The organism is Candidatus Clostridium radicumherbarum (assembly GCF_045310525.1).
GTDB classification, from domain to species: domain Bacteria; phylum Bacillota; class Clostridia; order Clostridiales; family Clostridiaceae; genus Clostridium_AT; species Clostridium_AT radicumherbarum.
This window is the reverse complement of record NZ_JBJHZY010000001.1, coordinates 288,058-308,840: the sequence shown is the minus strand read 5'-3', so window position 1 is coordinate 308,840 and position 20,783 is coordinate 288,058. Positions and strand designations below refer to the sequence as shown.

The following is a 20,783-nucleotide window of genomic DNA, read 5'->3' as shown; positions in this document are numbered from 1 at the left end:
TTACACAACACAATATAAAATGCATTATAAAATAATATTTTTGCTAATTTATGAACTCTATTAAAAACTTATTAAAAATTGTAACTGTTGCTTAAATACACCATATTATAGAGCGAAGATAAATATTAAATAAAGGAGGTAAAAAATTTGGATTTCGATTTTTTCAAAAGTACAAATGAAGAATTTGGACTACCAGAAACTAATGATGAATTTGGACTGCCGGAAACTAATGAAGAATTCGACATTTGGAATGAAAATAATGATTTGGACAAGCATGTTATTGCTGATAAACGAGATAAATCTGAAAAGCACAATAAACAAGATGATAAACACGATAAACATGATAAAGAATATGATAAACACGATAAGCATGATAAACATGATAAAGAACATGATAAACACGATAAACACGATAAACACGATAAAGAACATGATTGTGATAAACATGATAAACACGAAGAATGTCACAAGCATGATGAAGATTGTGATTTAGAAGATATCTGCAAAAAATGTAAAATCAAATGTCCTACTGGCGCCACCGGGGCTACAGGTCCTACCGGCAGAACTGGAGCTACTGGACGTACAGGGGCTACTGGAACCACTGGTGCTACTGGCGAAACCGGTGCTACAGGACGTACTGGTGCTAGAGGTGCTACTGGCCCAACTGGTCCTACTGGCGAAACTGGTCCTACTGGTCGTACTGGTGCTAGAGGCGCTACTGGTGAAACCGGTCCTACTGGCGAAACTGGTCCTACTGGTCGTACTGGTGCTAGAGGCGCTACTGGTGTAACCGGTCCTACTGGCGAAACTGGTCCTACTGGTCGTACTGGCGCTAGAGGTGCTACTGGTGCAACGGGTCCTACTGGTCCTACTGGCGAAACTGGTCCTACTGGTCGTACTGGTGCTAGAGGCGCTACTGGTGAAACCGGTCCTACTGGCGAAACTGGTCCTACTGGTCGTACTGGTGCTAGAGGCGCTACTGGTGTAACCGGTCCTACTGGCGAAACTGGTCCTACTGGTCGTACTGGCGCTAGAGGTGCTACTGGTGCAACGGGTCCTACTGGCCCAACTGGTCCTACTGGCGAAACCGGACGTACTGGTGCTAGAGGTGCTACTGGTGTAACTGGTCCTACTGGCGAAACTGGTCCTACTGGTCGTACTGGTGCTAGAGGCGCTACTGGTGTAACCGGTCCTACTGGCGAAACTGGTCCTACTGGTCGTACTGGCGCTAGAGGTGCTACTGGTGCAACGGGTCCTACTGGCCCAACTGGTCCTACTGGCGAAACCGGACGTACTGGTGCTAGAGGTGCTACTGGTGTAACCGGTCCTACTGGCGAAACTGGTCCTACTGGTCGTACTGGTGCTAGAGGTGCTACTGGCGAAACCGGTCCTACTGGTCCTACTGGTGAAACCGGACGTACCGGTGCTAGAGGTGCTACTGGTGTAACTGGTCCTACTGGTCCTACTGGTGAAACCGGACGTACTGGTGCTAGAGGTGCTACTGGTGTAACCGGTCCTACTGGCGAAACTGGTCCTACTGGTCGTACTGGTGCTAGAGGTGCTACTGGCGAAACCGGTCCTACTGGTCCTACTGGTGAAACCGGACGTACTGGCGCTAGAGGTGCTACTGGTGTAACTGGTCCTACTGGCGAAACTGGTCCTACTGGTCGTACCGGTGCTAGAGGTGCTACTGGTGTAACTGGTCCTACTGGTCCTACTGGTGAAACCGGACGTACTGGTGCTAGAGGTGCTACTGGTGTAACCGGTCCTACTGGCGAAACTGGTCCTACTGGTCGTACTGGTGCTAGAGGCGCTACTGGTGTAACCGGTCCTACTGGCGAAACTGGTCCTACTGGTCGTACTGGCGCTAGAGGTGCTACTGGTGTAACTGGTCCTACTGGCGAAACTGGTCCTACTGGTCGTACTGGTGCTAGAGGCGCTACTGGTGAAACCGGTCCTACTGGCCCAACTGGTCCTACTGGCGAAACCGGTCCTACTGGTCCTACTGGTGAAACCGGACGTACCGGTGCTAGAGGTGCTACTGGTGTAACTGGTCCTACTGGCGAAACTGGTCCTACTGGTCGTACTGGTGCTAGAGGCGCTACTGGTGTAACCGGTCCTACTGGCGAAACTGGTCCTACTGGTCGTACTGGTGCTAGAGGTGCTACTGGCGAAACCGGTCCTACTGGTCCTACTGGTGCTAGAGGCGCTACTGGTGTAACTGGTCCTACTGGCGAAACCGGACGTACTGGTGCTAGAGGTGCTACTGGTGTAACTGGTCCTACTGGCGCTACTGGCGAAACTGGTCCTACTGGTCGTACTGGTGCTAGAGGCGCTACTGGTGAAACCGGTCCTACTGGCGAAACTGGTCCTACTGGTCCTACTGGCGCTAGAGGTGCTACTGGTGCAACGGGTCCTACTGGCCCAACTGGTGCTACTGGCGAAACCGGACGTACTGGTGCTAGAGGTGCTACTGGTGAAACCGGAGCTACTGGCCCTACTGGAAACACTGGTGCTGCAGGGGCAACTGGTGCTACTGGTATAACTGGTCCTACTGGGGCTACTGGTCAAAATGGGGCTACTGGTATCACTGGAGCTACCGGAACTACTGGTGCAACGGGGGCTACTGGCGAAAATGGGGCTACTGGTGCAACTGGTCCTACTGGCGAAACTGGTGCTACCGGTGTAACTGGAGCTACTGGAAATACTGGTGCTACTGGTGCAACGGGGGCTACTGGTGTAACGGGTACTACTGGGGCAACTGGTGGTACTGGCGAAACTGGGGCCACTGGTGTTACTGGCGCTACTGGTGTAACTGGTCCTACTGGCCCAACTGGTGCTACTGGTGTAACTGGTGCTACTGGAGAAACTGGTGCTACTGGTCCTACTGGCCCAACTGGTGTAACTGGTGCTACTGGTGAAACCGGAGCTACTGGTCCTACTGGCCCAACTGGTGCTACTGGTGAAACTGGCGCTACTGGTCCTACTGGCCCAACTGGTGTAACTGGTGCTACTGGTGAAACCGGAGCTACTGGCGCTACTGGTGAAACTGGTGCTACTGGCCCTACTGGTGCTACTGGTGTAACTGGTCCTACTGGTACTACTGGAGTTACTGGCGCTACTGGTGAAACTGGTGCTACTGGTCCTACTGGAGTTACTGGCCCTACTGGTGCTACTGGTGCTACCGGTGAAACCGGTCCTACTGGAGTTACTGGTCCTACTGGAGTTACTGGTGCTACTGGTGTAACTGGTCCTACTGGAGTTACTGGTCCTACTGGAGTTACTGGTGCTACTGGTGAAACCGGTGCTACTGGTGTAACTGGTGCTACTGGTCCTACTGGTGCTACTGGTGCTACTGGTCCTACTGGTGCTACTGGTCCTACTGGTGCTACTGGTCCTACTGGTGCTACTGGTGCTACTGGTGCTACTGGAGTTACTGGTGCTACTGGAGTTAATGGTGATACTGGAATTACCGGTCCTACGGGAACCTGTAGTTGTCAACCAAGATATTGCGATATATTTAGTACTGGATCTCAAGGATCTAATGCATCAGGTCAACCAGTAACATTTGACACACAAGGCGTTTGCACTGGAGACTTCACACATGGCCCAGCACCTTTCACTACACTCACAATTAATCATACTGGGGATTATGAAGTTAATTACAGCGTAATATTTAGAAATGCTGGGGGCACAGCAACTACTCCTACAGTAGGTGCTTATGCAATACAAGTAAGTACTGATGGAGGTGTGACATTTACAACAGTGGATGCAAGTAGATTTGGTATAGGTGCTGATTTAGCATCAGGATCAAGTGCAAGCACCAATCTTCAAATAAATGGGGAGGCTATAATTCATTTAAATGCAGGTGATCAAATTCGTCTAGTTAATATTGGTAGTACAACACACCACTTAGCAAATAGTATTGATGGAGCAAATGTAAATGCTACTGCATTAACAATTGAATTATTAAATACCCAATAAAAACAATTTAAGAAGAGTATGCCCAATTAGCTTTGGGCAGCTCTTCTATTTTTCAAATGTTAAACCAGCAGAATTAAGTTTAAATTAATTTCATCTATTATCTTCTACAGGCTATTATAACTGAAACTTTAAAATAATAATTCACCTTAAAAACTGATTGCTTCTTATTATATTTAATAAAAAAAGAAAGATATAACCTAAAGGTCAATCCTTCTATTACTTTAATTCGCTAATAATGATTATATTAACTTGTATATATCTCTTGCAGATAAGAGTTAACAAACATTTTCCTAGCTTTTCTTACTAATACTTTCAAAATATTTTTTATTATAACTTATGGCATCAGCATTAGGTTTAAATTCTGCTGCTTTATTATTACATTTAATTGCTTCTTCTATGTTGCCAAGCTTATCATAGCATACGCATAACTGTATATACGGTATATATCCAAAATAATCGTGTGATATAAATCCCCAACCATCTTCAGGTTTTTTTATCTCAGTGGCAAGTTTATACCAAAATATTGCTTTTTCATACTCCATTTTATCAAAATAAAAATAGCCAAGTTGACAGCAAATTTCTGCTCTTGGGTTATCATATTCAAAACTTTTTAATAAAATTTTTAATCTATTTTTATTATCCTTTAAATTGTTATAGCAAATAGAAAGTGTAAAACAAGCATTTATATTGTCTTCTATCCATCCTTGTTCCGTATCTAAAAATTTATTGAAATATCTTATTGCCTCATTATACTTTTCATTGTAATATAGTTCTCTTGCGTAATAATAAAGACCTCTTGGAGATAACTTTTTACCTTTTGAAATAAAGCTCTTATATAGAATCAAGTTTCTACCTGGAGTAGCCACATGTTCTTTTCTATGAGCTATACAAATATCAGTGTTAATAATATTTCCACTTATTTCTAAATACTCGTGGACAGGTTCCTTCCATTGACAATTAAGGGTCCTTCTAGATAAACGTTCTCTATAATATGAGAGAGTAACATTACCATCAATATCAAATCCAACATTGTATTTCATCATTACTATATCAACTTTTTCATCCAAGCTCACTTTTAATTGTTTAAATTTCTCTATATCCTCATCAAATATAATATCATCTGCATCTAGCCAAAGAATATATTCCTTTGTGGCTTTAGAATAGGCGTAATTTCTTGCTGCAGAAAAATCGTTGATCCATATAAAATCATATATTTTATCTGTATATACTTTAGCAATTTCTTTGGTTTTATCTATTGAACCAGTATCTACTATAATAATCTCATCAGCAATTTCTTTTACAGAATCTAAGCATCTAGCAAGAACATCTTCCTCATTTTTAACTATCATACATAAACTAATAGTAATCATATAATCACTCCCAGAAGAATTTTTCAGTATATAGTATGAAATCCAGTTTGTTTTGGTTATTTAAAAATAAAAAAGCCCCCAAATAATTGGGGACTTATAATTTATAGAAGCTTGAAACGTTATTTAACATTTTCTCCCACGTAATAATCATATTTTCAATACTAAATTCACTTGCTGTCTTTAATCCATTAGAAATAATATTGTTCCGTTTATTTACATCTAGTATTAAGCTTATTAAAGAGGTCAATAGACCATTAACATCACCAGGTTCAACTAGCATACAATTGTATCCATGCTTACTATAAGTCCTAATGCCTCCATTGTCAGTAGCAACAACTGCAGTGCCGCTAGCCATTGCCTCTAAAGGTGGCAGCGCAAAACTTTCATACCAAGAGGTTGAAAGTAATATATCATTTTCTCTAATTGTTTTTGCTAAAAGGCCCTCCTTAGGGTTAACTATATAACTTATATTTAAAGGAACATGGTAAAAAGGTCTTTCTTGACATATCCAAGTTATTTCCAACTTATAAGACAACTCTGTTAATTTTTTTAACACTTTGATAGCTAAATCAAAACCTTTAAAATCCAAATAGGGGCTGCCTATAAGCAGAATTTTAGTTGTGCTACCTTCTGATTTCTTTATAGGAAAATACATAGAAGCATCTATACCATTCGGAATAGCTTCACATATTCTGCCATATCTATAGTATAATATATCAGACAAAACAGAAGACACAGATACAATTAAATTTTCTCTATTACTATAAATGCCATCAAAATATAATTTGTGATTTCTCTCTATATTTGGACTTTGAGCCTTATACTCTCCAAATAAAGTTTCATAACCTTGTTCAAAAAGTATAACTGGTAACTTTTTATTTTCGATATTCATCCAATCGTTAATAAAGCCTGTGACTATTACATCATAGCCTTTAAGATAATCATCTATTTTTTCATTATGGCCAATTATTAACTCTTTATCAATTTCTATTTTATTTGTGTCTGGAAAAATACTTCCTGTATAATTACCTTGCAGAATACCCGTAATGGTATGTCCTCTATCTTTTAATAATTTCATCTGCTTTATTAAAATTTTAAGTCCTCCAGTAACAGCTCTATGGGGAAGTATATAAGCTATATTTAATTTTTTATTGTCTTCATATAATAATGAATTATTAACTTTGAAATCATTATACATTTTATCAATAGCATTTATTTTATTATTAAGTGGGTAAAAATTAAAAATAAAAATTTCATTTCCTTGTACATTTACAGTGCTGCAGCTAAAATTATACTTATAAAAATCTATAAAACTCCATCTGCTTAAATTTTTATCATCAAGTGATTTAGGTGTTGTAATTATAAGCATCTTATTAGTATGCCGCAATAACTTATCAATTAAGAGAAAGCCATTATCCTTGCTAAAGTGTTCCAATACGTTAGATATCAGTATTACATCATAATTTGACATACTATCTATATTATCAATTATATTTCCATCATATATTTGATTATAAATATTTTTATATAATAAATAGTTATTACTTTTATCAAAATCAATTCTATCCACTATTAAGCTACTTCTTGAGTTATTTAAATTTTCTTCAGCTAACACAGCATGCCCCATTGGATACTTACATAAATCTAATATGGATAAGGGTGATTCTAAAGTTACTCTTTTAATTATATGAGGCATTAATTCTCGATAACTTAAAGGCATATTTAGATAATATTCAATTCTTTCACATAGTGATACCCAATTAAAGTTTTCCTTTGTATATTTTTGAATATCACTAGAAGTCTGTTTAAGAAGCTCTTCATTTGAACATACATTAATTAACACCTTAGATAAATCTTCAAAATCATCTATTGGAAATAGGCTCCCATATTTTTTGTTATTTGTAATATCATAAGCTGGATCAATATCTGATGAAATTATATAACACCCTTTAACTGCAGACTCAGGAAAAACATTAGGGAACCCTTCATACCTTGATGTGAGACAAAAGACCTTAGACTTTTTGTACTCTTCTTCTAAAAGTTTTCTATCATCAATCTTACCTGTAAATATAATTCTATCCTTTAATTGTGGATCATTTTTAAAAAGCTCCTCTATAAATGGCTTAAAAGAATCTTCTATTCCTCCTACTAACTTTAACTTCCAATCCGTAAGCCTTGCAGCTGCAAGCTTAAAAGCTTTCAGTAAAACTTCCGTTGCCTTTCCATGTGATCCTAGTCTTCCTACTGTAATTATAGTATTTTCTTTATCCTCATAATTTATAGTGCTGTCGCTAAAATCATAATATCCGTTTGGTATATATTCTACTTTTACAGGCCAATGCTTCTCAATATACTTTTCCAAGCTACGACATTCTACAGTTATTAAAGTACAACTTTTAAGTGATTCTATTAGGTTATCATTCATCTGTATATTTTTAAGCCAATGAATGTTCATGTCTAACTTCAAATATATTTTTCCTTCAGGCTTTATTATTTTATACTTGGTTATAATTTCAAGATTGTAATCATAAATTCCATATAGCATTAAAATATCTGTATTTTTTAAGGCTCTGACTATGGTTTCTTCATTATCAATAAGAATAACCTGCATATTATTTTTAATTACTTCATTTTTGGGATCCTTAATCCAATTGCATAAAAAACTACAATTGTAATCTAAACTATTTTGAAAAACAATGGGGATTAATCCTACATCTTTATTAAAAACAGCACTATCAAAGCCTGGTTGAAAAATAGTAAAATTTCTACTCATTTAGCATCAAATCCTTATTATAGTTTATAGCACTATATATTATTCAGCACCTGGAGTAATGGTTAAAGATTATTAGTAATATCTGCAGTAACAATTACTTAATCATCTCCATAATATATTGTAGATTATTGAAGCTTTCGAGGTGGTTTTTAATGGACAATAAAATAAATATGACCAAGATTTATAAACTCTTAAGGTCGTTTACTTCAGAGAATTTTAGCTATAATCAAGGCATTGGCAACATTAAAGTTAATGATTACTTATGCAATTATTATAAGGAACTTTTAAATCAAAAAAGTGATGAATATACGGCATATTTAAAAAATCGTAACTTTATTTGTACTGCTCAAGATATAAATATAAAATTTCTTACTGTAAAAGATGAACTATTGGAAGTAGAGTTCAATTTTATGTTAGAAAAACAGCAGCCAAGAGTCGAATTTGAAGAATACAATTGCAGGCTAAAATTAATATCAAAAGAGGATGATTATGAAATAAAAGAAATAGCCCTATTCAATAAAGATGGCATTACAAACTATGGCTTTCATCTTGTTGATTTATTAAAAAAGAGATTACGTATTGCTAAGCCTGAAGGAAATAAAATTACACTAGCTATTTCTATTAGAAATGAAGCAGACAAATTTATTAGGAGAATGCTCACTCATGCTATGCAGTATGTTTCTAATATTGTTATACTTGATGATGCTTCCACAGATAATACTGTAGAGGTATGTGAAGAAGTTCTTAAGGACTTTCCTCATAAGATTTATTTAAACGATGAACCAATGATACAAAATCTTAAGGAATCAGAATGTAAAGAAAAACTTTGGAATCTCGCAATAAAAGAACAGCCTGATTGGATATTGCTTTTAGATGGGGACGAGCTATTTGAAGATTGGGGTATTCAAATACTTCCGATAATTGTAAATGATGTTAACTATGATGCCTATTATTTCAAAATATATCATATGTGGGAAGACGATGAACATTATAGAGTTGATGGTCTTTGGAAGCCAGTTGATTTTAGAATCTATCTATTAAGGTATCAGCCCAATTACGAATATGAATGGTACCATATGGGATTGCATAGCTACAGACATCCTATTAATGTTTATGACATGCCTGGCTGCTTTTGTTATGTAAGGCTTAGACATTATGGCCACTTTACTAAAGAGATTCGAAGAGCTAAATACGAAAAATATAAACTCTTAGATCCTAACTCTGAATTTGTTCCAAAGCAGCACTATGACAGTATACTTGAAGATAATCCAGTTCTTGAAAAATTCTAACTTTAAATACTATATAAAATATAAAATTTAGGAGCAATAGTATGAATCAAGTATCAATTATAATTCTTACCCTTAATAATCTTGATTACAATATGCAGTGTATACAAAGTATAAGAGAATATACAGAAGAAGGTAGCTATGAAATAATTATTGTAGATAATGGTTCTACTGATGGTACTAGAGAATGGCTTAAAAAGCAAAGGGATTTAAAACTTGTTTTTCCAGATGAAAACACTGGTTTCCCAAAAGGATGTAATTTGGGAATTGAGGCAGCTAGAAAAGAAAATGATATTCTCCTTCTAAATAATGACATAGTGGTTACCCCAAAATGGCTTTATAATTTAAAAACTTGTTTGTATAGCAGTAATGATATAGGCGCTGTTGGCCCTATAACAAACTATGCCTGGAATAATCAATCTATAGAAATCCCCTATACTTCTATTCAAGAAATGATTTCATTTTCTAAGACTATAAATAATTCGGACAGAAGTAAATGGGAGCCAAAGGCCAAGCTTGTAGGGTTTTGTATTCTTATAAAAAGAAAGGTTTTGGATATTATTGGTGTGCTTGATGAGCGGTTTTCTCCAGGTAACTTCGAGGATGATGATTTGTGCGTAAGAATAATAGAGGCAGGTTATAAATTATTTGTTTGTAATGATTGTTTTATTCATCATTATGGAAATGCCACTTTTAAAAAAGAACCGGTAAAGTTTAGCAATATAATTGCAGTAAATTCTCAAAAATTCAGAGAAAAATGGGGCTTTGAGGCTGCATTAACTGAAAATTTAAAATCTGATATAATATCACTTATTAATGAAACTAGGGACAAGGAAATGAATATACTAGAAGTTGACTGTGGTAGAGCAGCTACCTTATTAAGACTTAAATATTTATATCCTTATGCTGAGCTTTATGGAGTAGAGGCAAATAAAAGTATTGCTGATATTACAAGTAAATTAATCCAATGTTTAGCTAAGGAAATTGAGGATTTTCCTCTAGAATTTAAGGATACGCTATTTGATTATATAATTTTAGGAGATTTTCTTCAGTACTGTATAGATCCACGTAAACTTCTTAAGGAGCTTCGTAAGTATTTAAAGCCTCAAGGTTATGTAATTGCAGAAGTTCCCAATCTTATACACTTCTCAGTACTCCGTGACCTTTTAAAAGGTAATTTTATATATGGTGCAAATGGTATATTAAATAAAAATCAAAATAACTTTTTTACCTATAATGATATAAATAATATAGCTTTGGAATGTGGTTATAAAATTCCCTATGTTCTATATTGGACTAGCGGTAGAAATGAGGAGGATGAAAAGTTTTTAAGTGATATATGTTCTATTTCTGGAGAGAATATGAGATGGCACTTTATGTCCTATAAATATATAGCTAGAATTCAAAATAATAATGCAGATTAAATTACTGAAAGAGGGGCATATTTTACCTAGCCTCTCTTTTTAACAATTAGTTAATAGATTTTAAGCTTTTTAATCAATTTAAAAATAAGGCTTGAAAAATTATAATAAAAAATATTATAGACTACTGAAAATATAAATAATATGGCTAATTGAATTATTATTCCACCAGGAATATTTGTACCAAAAACAGGTATACCTATGCCATAATTCATAATACTTAAGGTAATAGTTAGGATTACAGAACTTATAAGCCAAGTAATGGTCTTCTTTTTTGTATAGTAGCTGCATATTCCAAGTGAAATTCCTATAATTCCATTAGTACATAAGAAAAATATCCCTTCATGGGTACTTATAAGCATAATAAGCATACTAGCAGTGAAATAAGATAATAGGCCGATTTTAGGACTTAATCTTGAAACAATATAAATAGGAACTGCACTAAGTATAGTTAAAATAACAAATAGCTCTGAAAGAAAAACAGGAATTACTTGAAACAAAGCTGCTATAACTGCCAATAATGCGCCAACTACAACAGTTTTTGTATTACTCATGGTTTCCCTCCTTCTTCTTAATTTCTGGATGCAGTAGAAATGCAGTTTATAAACACTTTATAGCTGAACACTGTTCCTTATAGTATATGATATTAAACAAGATATGCTATTAAAAATGAATTTGGAATATCTTTTTGTCTGCTAAATTAAATATACTTATAATTGCACGGCCTGCAAACAGGTGATAATATTTATATATGCATTTATTTAATTTTAGGAGGCTTTATAATGGAAAATAAAGAGCTTGTAACCTACAAATACAGATGGGTAGTTCTTTTTATGTTCATGCTTATGATGGCTGTGCAGCAGCTATTATGGATAACCTTTGCTGCCATCACTACGGATGCAGCTGCTTATTTTAAGGTTTCTGAGCTTAGCATTGGAATTCTTTCTATGGTATTTATGATTGTATACATATTTGCTTCTATACCTGCTTCATGGCTTATAGATACCTATGGCTTTCATATATCTGTTGGAATAGGTTCAATTTTAACAGGTGTATTCGGCCTTCTTAGGGGACTTTTCCCTTCAAATTATACCTTTGTATTAATATTTCAAATAGGCATTGCAATTGGACAACCATTTATAGTCAATGCTGTTACTAAAGTTGCTGCTAGATGGTTTCCTATTGAAGAAAGGGGTACAGCATCAGGATTAGCTTGGCTTGCAGGTTACCTAGGTCTAATTGCAGGCTTAGTACTAACACCTTATCTTATTATAGGTAACAATATTCCAAAGATGCTCCTTTATTATGGAATAGTATCTTTACTTTCAGCAGTACTCTTTATAGCCTTTGCAAAGGAAAATCCCCCCACAGCTCAATGCAAACCAGAGGAGGAAGAAAGGTCCTTAGTTTTTGACGGTTTAAAGCAAATGCTTACAAATAAAGAATTTATCTTATTAATGATTATCTTTTTTATTGGTCTTGGAGTATTTAACGGCCTATCAACTTGGATTGAAAATATACTTAAGCCTCGCGGTTTTACATCAATTCAGGCAGGAATTATAGGTGGAAGCATGGTTTTAAGCGGAGTTATTGGTTCAGCTATAATACCACTGCTTTCTGATAAGCTTCATAATAGAGTAGGTTTTATTATATTAGCTATAACAGGCTCTATTCCTGGTCTTATAGGAATTACCTATGCTACAAGCTATCCTGTTGTTCTTATTTCTGCCTTTAGTCTTGGTTTCTTTATGCTAAGCTGTGCACCCTTAGGTTTTCAATACGGAGCTGAAATCGCCTATCCAGCTCCTGAAGGAACCTCAAGCGGTATACTTATGATGATGGGACAAATTTCAGGTATAATTTTTATATTTGGTATGGATGCCCTTAAATCCACTAAGACGGATTCCATGACCGTTCCAATGAATGTACTAATAATTCTAATGCTTATAACAGTTTTGTTATGTATCAAATTAAAGGAGCCAGTTAAGGAAAGAAGCTTTGTATTTGAAAAATAAAAAGAATAGATTTTAAAATAGAGATAATATAAATTTTTAGGAAAAGAATAAACCTAAAGCCTTAGTGTTGTCGTTTGAATGTAATAATTAACGAAAACACATGGCTTTAGGTTTATTTTCACTATTTAAGCTGCCTATTATCTATTTCTTCTCTTATTTCTGCAATAAACTCATAAAGCACAACACTACTTTGCTGACCATCATCTCTTTTTCTTACAGTAATAGTCCCGTCTGCCTGCTCTTTTTCTCCAAGAACAATCATATAAGGCACTCTTTCATTTCTAGCTTCTCTTATTTTAAAGCCAACCTTTTCTGCTCTGTCATCAATTTCCACCCTAATACCCTTATCTCTTAGTATCTTGAATACACTTTCTGCGTAGGAGTTATACTTATCAGATATTGGAAGTACCTTAACCTGCACCGGAGCTAGCCAAGTTGGGAATTTTCCTGCAAAATGTTCTATTAGTATTCCTATGAAACGCTCAATGCTTCCAAATATAACTCTATGAATTACTATTGGCCTATGCTTTTCTCCATCTCTTCCTATATAATTTAAATCAAAACGCTGAGGAAGCTGAAAGTCTAGCTGTATTGTTCCGCACTGCCAAGTTCTTCCTAAACTGTCTTGTAGATGAAAATCTATCTTTGGTCCATAGAAGGCTCCATCCCCCGGGTTTATTTTAAAGGGCATTCCTATGTCTTCTAAAGCTTCCTTAAGAGCAACCTCAGCCATATTCCATTCTTCATCTGTTCCCATAGAATTTTCTGGTCTTGTTGATAGTTCTACATTATATTTAAAGCCAAATCTCCCATAAACCTCATCAATAAGCTTAACTACTCCTTTAATTTCGTCTTTAATCTGCTCAGGCATCATAAATATGTGGGCATCATCCTGAGTAAAGGCTCTTACTCTCATTAGCCCGTGAAGTGCTCCTGACAGCTCATGTCTGTGAACTCTGCCTAGTTCTCCCGCTCTTATTGGAAGATCTCTGTAGGAATGTGTTTCTGATTTATAAACCAGCATTCCACCAGGACAATTCATTGGCTTTATAGCATATTCTTCTTCATCAATGTTAACAGTGTACATATTTTCTTTGTAGTGGTCCCAATGTCCGGAAGTTTCCCAAAGCTGTCTATTTAAAATAATTGGAGTTTCAATTTCTACATAGTTAGCTTTTCTATGAAGCTCCCTCCAATAATCTATTAGAATATTTTTCAAAATCATACCCTTAGGCAGGAAGAACGGAAATCCTGGGCCTTCCTCCATAAGTGCAAATAGCTTAAGCTCCTTGCCAAGCTTTCTGTGATCTCTCTTTTTAGCTTCTTCAAGCATATTTAAATATTCATCTAACTCACTCTTTTTTGCAAAGGCAGTTCCATATATTCTTTGAAGCATTTTATTCTTCTCACTGCCTCTCCAGTAGGCACCAGCAACAGATAAAAGCTTTATAGCTTTAACCTTTCCTGTTGAGAGTACATGAGGGCCTGCACATAAATCTATAAAATCACCCTGCCTAAAGAATGACAGTTCTTCCTCTTCTGGTAAGTCATTAATAAGCTCAACCTTATAAGCTTCATCTTTATCTTTCATAAGCTTTAGTGCTTCTTTTCTTGACATAACGGATCTTTCTAGTTTCAAGTCCTCTTTAATTATCTTCTTCATTTCTTCTTCTATTTTTTCCAGCATTTCTTGAGTAAAAGGCTTATCTATATCAAAATCATAGTAGAATCCAGTATCTATTGCAGGTCCAATAGCAAGCTTAGCTTCTGGGTATAATCTTTTTACTGCTTGAGCTAATATATGTGAAGCTGTATGTCTTAGTGCCCTTCTTCCTTCATCTTCATTTGCATTAATTACACTTCCATCTTTTAAAATTACCTTTAACATAATTTTTACCTCCTTTTATTTATAAGAATATTAATATCTATAGTGTTACTACTGTAGCCTTGCAGCTTATCCCATATATGGATGCGCTTTTTTAAAATAAAAAACTCGTCTCATGCATAAACATGGGACGAGTATTCTCGCGGTTCCACCCAAATTACAGGTATAGTAAACAAATCCTTGCTATAATTTAAATGTAATAAAAAAACTCCTCCCATACTTAGGACGAGTTTATCGCGATTCCACCCAAATTACAGCAATTAAAAACTCTATCACTGTCACTTAATACCATTAACGCTGGCTGCGGATATGCTTATGTCCATAAGGACTTCAGCAATCAACTCAGAGGTGGTTTTCAACAACACTTATTTTTAGAAGTCTTTCAGCCGATGAACTTCTTTCTCTGTAAAATAGTAATTTATTTACTTTTCCTCATCATTGTCTTTCTTTATGGTTATTATATGACTCTAAATTTAAAATGTCAATCTCTTTTTATAATTTTCAAATAATTAGCAGCTAAAGGGACGTTCATCAACTTAATGCATAAGCACCACATTGCTTAGACGTCCCATTTATTATCCTTTATTGATTCTACATATTATCTTCCTGATACTATCTTCTGATAGATTAAAAGTAACCATTAATAAGTCAATTGTATATCCAGCTTTATAAAGCTTATGAATTTCAAGGTTTCTTTTTTTAATAATTTCTCTTGTACCATTATTTTCTCCCCAACCCTTTCTTTTAGCTTCAGAGGTTGGTATATAAATCAATTCTCCCTGTATATACCTTTGAAGCTCCCTCAATAACTCTGCCGGTAATATTTCCTTTCCGTTTTTATATTGCAATACTTTATCCTCCCATTTACCTCTAATACTGCTCCGTTAACGACTTCACTTAATACTTTAATCATTACTACGCCTCCTTTTATTTCTCATTATTAATTAAATGATTATCAATCATTTAGCTCTTTATGCTTCTTTTTAGTACTAAACAATTTAGTTTTAAAAAACATATAAAAATCCCGCAGAAACTAACCATCTGCGGGATTATATACTCTAAAAAATTCAATAAAAAAAACAGGACATCCTCCTGCTACTTTCATATGACGCATATCTATGAAAACTCAGATGATGGTTAATATTTTCTCCAATATTTAGTTAATAATCGGAAACCTCTCTTCTTAACTTCATTTCTAACCCCTCCATTCACCTGAATTTGATTCTTGTATATTTTACCTGTAATTATATAATATAGAAATTCATAGTTCATGTCAACCATAAATATTCACCTCGATTGTTTACTTACTTTAAAGAGGAGGTTAGTTACCTCCCCCTATTGTTCTAGGCTTTAAGCCACCTCTTAAATATGATCAAACTTATCATCCCCTTTTCTACCATATTGACCGGTCAAGTTTATTATCCCATAAATATCCTTTTATTCTCAAGGTAAAGTTTGATTATAGCTATTTTTTCCATTAACAATTTAAGTATCTTTTTTATGATATAATCTATTTGGGTGATAAAAATGCAAGTATTAAAAAATGATTGGAACAACTTATTAGAAGATGAATTTAAAAAAGAGTACTATTTAAACCTTAGACAGTTTTTAATAAATGAATATAGGACAAGAACTATATACCCTAATATGTATGATATTTTTAACGCAATGCATTTTACAAATTATAAGGATGTAAAGGTGGTAATATTGGGACAAGACCCTTACCACGGCGCAAATCAGGCTCATGGTTTAAGCTTTTCTGTAAAACCAGGTGTTCCTGCTCCGCCTTCTCTTATGAATATCTATAAGGAGCTTAATAGTGACTTAGGCTGCTTTATACCTAATAACGGCTACTTAAAGAAGTGGTCTGATCAAGGAGTTATGCTTCTTAATACTGCATTAACAGTTAGGGAAGGCCAGGCAAATTCCCACCATAACATGGGCTGGGAGCATTTCACTGATAAAATAATCAGTTTATTAAATGATCGAGAAGACCCTATTGTTTTCATATTATGGGGAAGCAATGCTCAATCTAAACTAAATATAATAAATAATCCAAGGCATTATATTATAAAATCGGTTCATCCAAGTCCATTATCTGCTCACAGAGGCTTCTTTGGAAGCAAGCCTTTTTCTAAGACTAATAAGTTTCTTGCTTCCATAGGAAAGAAACCTATAGATTGGCAAATAGAAAATATATAAAATCACAGGGAAGTACTTATGGCTGGTTCAGCCTAAATACTTCCCTTTAGTTATTTAAATTGTATAGAAAAACAACTCTTTAATCTGATATAATATTTATGCATACATTTCTTAATTATTTGAAATTTTCATTTCTTTGTATGCAGTGTCGAGTTAACCACTAAAAATACTCAATATTTTATTTTAGGGGGTAACAATATTGAACACATTACTATTAAAAAACATTAACTGCATTTATACCTTTAATGACAGAGAAGAAATATTCGAAGAATGCAGTATTCTCATCCAAGATTCAAAGATCACAGCCATAGGTAAGGACTTATCAGTATCTGATGATTGTAAAGTTATTGATTGTACAGGCCTTATTGCCCTTCCCGGTTTTGTAAACACTCATCATCATTTATATCAAACCTTATTTAGAGGTATTAAAGAAGTTCAGGAAAAACCTCTTTTCCCTTGGCTTATTGGACTTTATGAGTTTTGGAAGAACATAACTCCTGAGGCAGTTTACTATGGAGCAATGGTAGGCTTTAGTGAGCTGCTTAGAACAGGCTGTACACTGACCTCTGATCATCATTATGTTTTCCCAAATAACCAGCCAAATACTTTAATTGACGACCAAATTAAGGCTGCCAATGAAATAGGAATCAGATTTCATGCCACAAGGGGTTCTATGTCCCTTGGCAAAGATCAAGGTGGACTGCCACCAATGTCAGTTGTACAAACTGAAAGTAAAATATTAGAGGATTGTGAAAGACTAGTTAGTAAATACCATAATCCCTATGACTTTGCTATGACTAGAATAGCCTTCGCACCTTGTTCTCCTTTCTCAGTAACCAAAGCTTTAATGGTTGAAACTAAGAATTTAGCAAGGAAGCTTGGAGTTATGATGCATACCCATCTTGCAGAAACCCTGGATGAAGAAAATTTCTGTCTTGAAAGATACGGCAGGAGACCTTTTGAGCTAATGGAAGAACTTGAATGGGTAGGCCCTGATGTATGGTTTGCTCATGGTATATACTTAAGTGATAGGGAAATAAATAATTTAAAGGGCTCTGGTATAGCACATTGCCCATCATCAAATATGAAGCTTAACAGCGGAATTTGCAGAACTACAGATATAGTTAAAGCTGGCGGAAAGCTCAGCATTGCAGTAGATGGAAGTGCAAGCAATGACGGCTCAAATATGTGGGAAGAAGTTAGAAGGGCCTATTTATTAAATCATTTAAAATATGGAGTTAATGGCTTAAATGCCTATGAAATCTTAAAGGTGGCTACAAGAGGCGGAGCAGATGTGCTTGGAAGAAAGGATACGGGAAGATTAGATATTGGTAAAGCTGCAGATATTATTTTATTTGATCTTAATAAAATTGAGTATGCAGGCTGTCATGATCCGCTTGTATCATTAGTTTGCCTTGGAAATTCCAGCTTCACTAAAATGACTATTGTTAATGGCAAAATAGTTTCTAGGGATGGAGAGCTTCTCACTGTTAATTCAAATGAGATTTATAAAAATGCTAATGAAATCGCAAAGGACATAGTTGAAGCACAAAGAAGTAGATAAAGCTCCAAGGAAGAATAAGTATATTCATGGTATATAATAAGAGCCCCCTGTATCTAATACAAAATTAATACAGGGGGTTATCTTTCTTTATTTAATATTCAGTAATTTTGCTTTATACTTGATGCTATTTATCCGCTGGAAACACAACACCCGTTTGCTTTCTAGCACTTTCTATAAGCTTTATTACATTAAGTGATAGGCTGTGGGAATTAATCTCTGATTCTACTTTGTTATTTTTTATTAGCTCAATAAATTCATTCACTTCATAATACATATCATCCTTAATTTGCGGTAGGGATAGCTCTTCCACCTCTCCATTTCTATAAATAATTTTTACCTTTTCAGGGGAGTTTATTTTATCAATTATCATTGAGCCATTTTCACCTTGTATTTCAGAAGGTATATAAGAGTTGCTTATTTTTGAATGCTGAATTACACCTTCCATTTCATCATATAAAAAATTCAAGGTCCCCAGTCCGTCTACTCCAGATGGAAGCTTAATGGCAGTAGCTTTCATATCCTTAGGTATGCCAAAAAATCTTACAGCTGGATGAATACAATAAACACCTATGTCCATTATTGACCCATTAGAAAATCTAGGTTCAAAGGTATTCACAGGCTTTCCTTGCTTATATAGATCATATCTTGAAGAATACTGACAGTAATTGAAGAAAAACCTTCTTACTTTGCCAACCTTATGAAGGTTATCTTGTATAACCTTAAAATTAGGTAAAAAGCTACTTTTCATGGCTTCCATTAACAGCACATTGCTTGCCCTAGCTGCTGCAAACATTGACTCTAATTCTGCAGCATTTGATGCTATGGGCTTCTCACATAGGACGTGCTTTCCATTGTTTAAAAATAATATAGCCTGCTCTGCGTGTAAGGAATTAGGACTTGCTATATAAACCGCATCTATGCACTCATCTTTTGCCATTTCTTCTAAGCTCGTAAATATATTGGTTACCTCATAATTATCAGCAAAAGCCTTTGCTGCATCAAAGGTTCTTGAATAAACAGCGTTTAGTTTAAACTCCTCAACTAAACCAGCACCTTCAATAAATCTACCAGTTATTTTATTTGTACCAATAATACCAAAGTTAATCATTTTACTACTCATATACACACCTACCAATGCTTTGCTGTAGCTTCACTATTTGAAACATTGTCCTTTTTACTAAGCATTAGACATAATGCATCAAGAACTACGTGAAGGCTTTGATCAAAGAGTGAGCTTAACAGCTGAACAGATTTCCTTTCTTCTCCATTATCCCCCTTTGTTGTGCCTGGCACAAGTATTATTTTGTCAGCTAAGGAAGCTATTGTGGATTCTGATTTGCTTGTAACAGCTATGATAAAACAGCCTTTTTCTTTTGCCTTCTTTGTATTCAAAGCTACATTAGAACTTTCTCCTGAACCTGATATGGTAAAATATATATCATTTTTTTCAATTGCAGGTGTTATAGTTTCGCCTACGACATATACCTCATAACCTAAATGCATAAGTCTCATTGCAAAGCCCTTTCCCATTAATCCTGAGCGGCCTTCTCCATCCACCAATATTCTTGAATTTTTACCTATTGTACCTACAACTGTTTTAAGTTCCACTCTGTCTACCTTAGATAAGACAGAAAGTATTTCCTCAGCAATAATATTTAATGTATCCATTTAAATCAACTCCCTAAACTTTCTAGCAGCACCTTCAATATTGCATGCTTTAGTTATTGCACCGCCAATTATTACTATAGCTGCCTCTGCTTCTTTTATTGAAGTTATAGTGTTGTAATTTACGCCACCTGCTACTGCAATATTCTTTATTTCTGGAAACATCTTTTTAAAATCTTCAAGAAGTGAAGTTAAATCCTTTTCTCCTCCATCTGAAGGAGCATGAATACAGAATATGGCTTTATTAAAAACTTTCAATTTATCAATTTTCTCATTATCTACTCCTAAGAGATCTATCATCATAACCTTATTAAAACCTTGAGAAACCTCATAACAGGCCTTAATGGTATCAATAGAAGCCGCAGCCATAACAGTTGCTATATCTGCACCGTTATTATAAGCTGCTTTAAATTCATAGGCACCTTCATCAATTGTTTTTATATCAGCTAAAATTGTTTTATTGGGAAAAGCATCTTTTAGCTCTTTTATAGCTGTAACACCAAAATCTTTTATTAGTGAGGTTCCAACTTCAATAATGTCAATAAAAGGACTAGCTTCTTTTGATATTTCCTTAGCTTTTTCAATACTTACTCTATCAATGGCAAGTTGTATTTTCAT

At 35.3% G+C, this 20,783-nt stretch carries 14 protein-coding genes and 1 other annotated feature; of the genes, 6 read left to right on the top strand and 8 right to left on the bottom strand.

Features of this window, described 5'->3' with window-relative positions; genetic code table 11:
* Window positions 1-147 precede the first annotated feature (147 nt).
* On the top strand, window positions 148-3,984 hold the full coding sequence (locus ACJDUH_RS19710; protein WP_420492544.1) for a hypothetical protein: 3,837 nt from the start codon (window positions 148-150) through the stop codon (window positions 3,982-3,984).
* 290 nt (window positions 3,985-4,274) lie between these two features.
* Here ACJDUH_RS19710 and ACJDUH_RS01515 read toward each other — a convergent pair whose 3' ends face one another.
* Both ACJDUH_RS01515 and ACJDUH_RS01510 read right to left on the bottom strand, forming a co-directional pair.
* Entirely contained in the window at window positions 4,275-5,354 is a 1,080-nt protein-coding gene (locus ACJDUH_RS01515; RefSeq protein WP_406763388.1) for a glycosyltransferase, read from the bottom strand.
* A gap of 94 nt (window positions 5,355-5,448) precedes the next feature.
* Entirely contained in the window at window positions 5,449-8,127 is a 2,679-nt protein-coding gene (locus ACJDUH_RS01510; protein ID WP_406763387.1) for a glycosyltransferase family 4 protein, read from the bottom strand.
* Between the two features lie 152 nt (window positions 8,128-8,279).
* Here ACJDUH_RS01510 and ACJDUH_RS01505 point away from each other — a divergent pair, with 152 nt between their 5' ends.
* Together ACJDUH_RS01505 and ACJDUH_RS01500 are read left to right on the top strand one after the other, a co-directional pair.
* On the top strand, window positions 8,280-9,416 hold the full coding sequence (locus ACJDUH_RS01505; RefSeq protein ID WP_406763386.1) for a glycosyltransferase family 2 protein: 1,137 nt from the start codon (window positions 8,280-8,282) through the stop codon (window positions 9,414-9,416).
* Between the two features lie 41 nt (window positions 9,417-9,457).
* Window positions 9,458-10,837, top strand: coding sequence for a glycosyltransferase (locus ACJDUH_RS01500; protein WP_406763385.1), 1,380 nt, complete (start codon window positions 9,458-9,460; stop codon window positions 10,835-10,837).
* A gap of 50 nt (window positions 10,838-10,887) precedes the next feature.
* Here ACJDUH_RS01500 and ACJDUH_RS01495 read toward each other — a convergent pair whose 3' ends face one another.
* Complete coding sequence (locus ACJDUH_RS01495) at window positions 10,888-11,388, bottom strand: YybS family protein (protein ID WP_406763384.1); 501 nt, start codon at window positions 11,386-11,388, stop codon at window positions 10,888-10,890.
* 228 nt (window positions 11,389-11,616) lie between these two features.
* On the opposite strand from ACJDUH_RS01495, the gene ACJDUH_RS01490 reads away from it, so the two are divergent.
* Window positions 11,617-12,849, top strand: a complete 1,233-nt coding sequence (locus ACJDUH_RS01490) for an MFS transporter (protein WP_406763383.1) — start codon at window positions 11,617-11,619, stop codon at window positions 12,847-12,849.
* Between the two features lie 121 nt (window positions 12,850-12,970).
* Here the strand turns inward: ACJDUH_RS01490 and thrS are convergent, their stop codons facing one another.
* Both thrS and ACJDUH_RS01480 read right to left on the bottom strand, forming a co-directional pair.
* On the bottom strand, window positions 12,971-14,737 hold the full coding sequence (gene thrS, locus ACJDUH_RS01485; RefSeq protein WP_406763382.1) for a threonine--tRNA ligase: 1,767 nt from the start codon (window positions 14,735-14,737) through the stop codon (window positions 12,971-12,973).
* Window positions 14,738-14,952: 215 nt separating this feature from the next.
* Window positions 14,953-15,182: a binding site (T-box leader), on the bottom strand.
* A 127-nt stretch (window positions 15,183-15,309) separates the two neighbouring features.
* On the bottom strand, window positions 15,310-15,582 hold the full coding sequence (locus ACJDUH_RS01480; RefSeq protein WP_406763381.1) for a CD3324 family protein: 273 nt from the start codon (window positions 15,580-15,582) through the stop codon (window positions 15,310-15,312).
* A gap of 679 nt (window positions 15,583-16,261) precedes the next feature.
* Here ACJDUH_RS01480 and ACJDUH_RS01475 point away from each other — a divergent pair.
* Both ACJDUH_RS01475 and ACJDUH_RS01470 read left to right on the top strand, forming a co-directional pair.
* On the top strand, window positions 16,262-16,936 hold the full coding sequence (locus ACJDUH_RS01475) for a uracil-DNA glycosylase (protein ID WP_406763380.1): 675 nt from the start codon (window positions 16,262-16,264) through the stop codon (window positions 16,934-16,936).
* A 199-nt stretch (window positions 16,937-17,135) separates the two neighbouring features.
* Entirely contained in the window at window positions 17,136-18,500 is a 1,365-nt protein-coding gene (locus ACJDUH_RS01470) for an 8-oxoguanine deaminase (protein ID WP_406763379.1), read from the top strand.
* Window positions 18,501-18,624: 124 nt separating this feature from the next.
* Here ACJDUH_RS01470 and ACJDUH_RS01465 read toward each other — a convergent pair whose 3' ends face one another.
* Genes ACJDUH_RS01465 through ACJDUH_RS01455 form a run of 3 tightly spaced genes read right to left on the bottom strand, consistent with a single transcriptional unit; the run spans window position 18,625 to window position 20,783 of the window.
* Window positions 18,625-19,620: a Gfo/Idh/MocA family protein gene (locus tag ACJDUH_RS01465; protein ID WP_406763378.1), complete on the bottom strand. Its 996-nt coding sequence runs from the start codon at window positions 19,618-19,620 to the stop codon at window positions 18,625-18,627.
* Between the two features lie 8 nt (window positions 19,621-19,628).
* The gene (hxlB, locus tag ACJDUH_RS01460; protein WP_406763377.1) at window positions 19,629-20,168 is read right to left on the bottom strand and encodes a 6-phospho-3-hexuloisomerase; all 540 of its coding nucleotides are present in this window, start codon (window positions 20,166-20,168) and stop codon (window positions 19,629-19,631) included.
* Window positions 20,169-20,783 carry an orotidine 5'-phosphate decarboxylase / HUMPS family protein gene (locus ACJDUH_RS01455; protein WP_406763376.1) on the bottom strand — a complete coding sequence of 205 codons (615 nt, stop codon included), beginning with the start codon at window positions 20,781-20,783 and terminating at the stop codon, window positions 20,169-20,171.

Excerpts from the sequence above, each read along its gene's own strand:
- ACJDUH_RS01510 (WP_406763387.1), bottom strand. The coding sequence starts at position 8,127 with ATGAGTAGAAATTTTACTATTTTTCAACCAGGCTTTGATAGTGCTGTT.
- hxlB (WP_406763377.1), bottom strand. The coding sequence starts at position 20,168 with ATGGATACATTAAATATTATTGCTGAGGAAATACTTTCTGTCTTATCT.
- ACJDUH_RS01455 (WP_406763376.1), bottom strand. The coding sequence starts at position 20,783 with ATGAAAATACAACTTGCCATTGATAGAGTAAGTATTGAAAAAGCTAAG.
- ACJDUH_RS01500 (WP_406763385.1), top strand. The coding sequence starts at position 9,458 with ATGAATCAAGTATCAATTATAATTCTTACCCTTAATAATCTTGATTAC.
- thrS (WP_406763382.1), bottom strand. The coding sequence starts at position 14,737 with ATGTTAAAGGTAATTTTAAAAGATGGAAGTGTAATTAATGCAAATGAA.
- ACJDUH_RS01465 (WP_406763378.1), bottom strand. The coding sequence starts at position 19,620 with ATGAGTAGTAAAATGATTAACTTTGGTATTATTGGTACAAATAAAATA.
- ACJDUH_RS01505 (WP_406763386.1), top strand. The coding sequence starts at position 8,280 with ATGGACAATAAAATAAATATGACCAAGATTTATAAACTCTTAAGGTCG.
- ACJDUH_RS01495 (WP_406763384.1), bottom strand. The coding sequence starts at position 11,388 with ATGAGTAATACAAAAACTGTTGTAGTTGGCGCATTATTGGCAGTTATA.
- ACJDUH_RS01515 (WP_406763388.1), bottom strand. The coding sequence starts at position 5,354 with ATGATTACTATTAGTTTATGTATGATAGTTAAAAATGAGGAAGATGTT.
- ACJDUH_RS01475 (WP_406763380.1), top strand. The coding sequence starts at position 16,262 with ATGCAAGTATTAAAAAATGATTGGAACAACTTATTAGAAGATGAATTT.
- ACJDUH_RS01490 (WP_406763383.1), top strand. The coding sequence starts at position 11,617 with ATGGAAAATAAAGAGCTTGTAACCTACAAATACAGATGGGTAGTTCTT.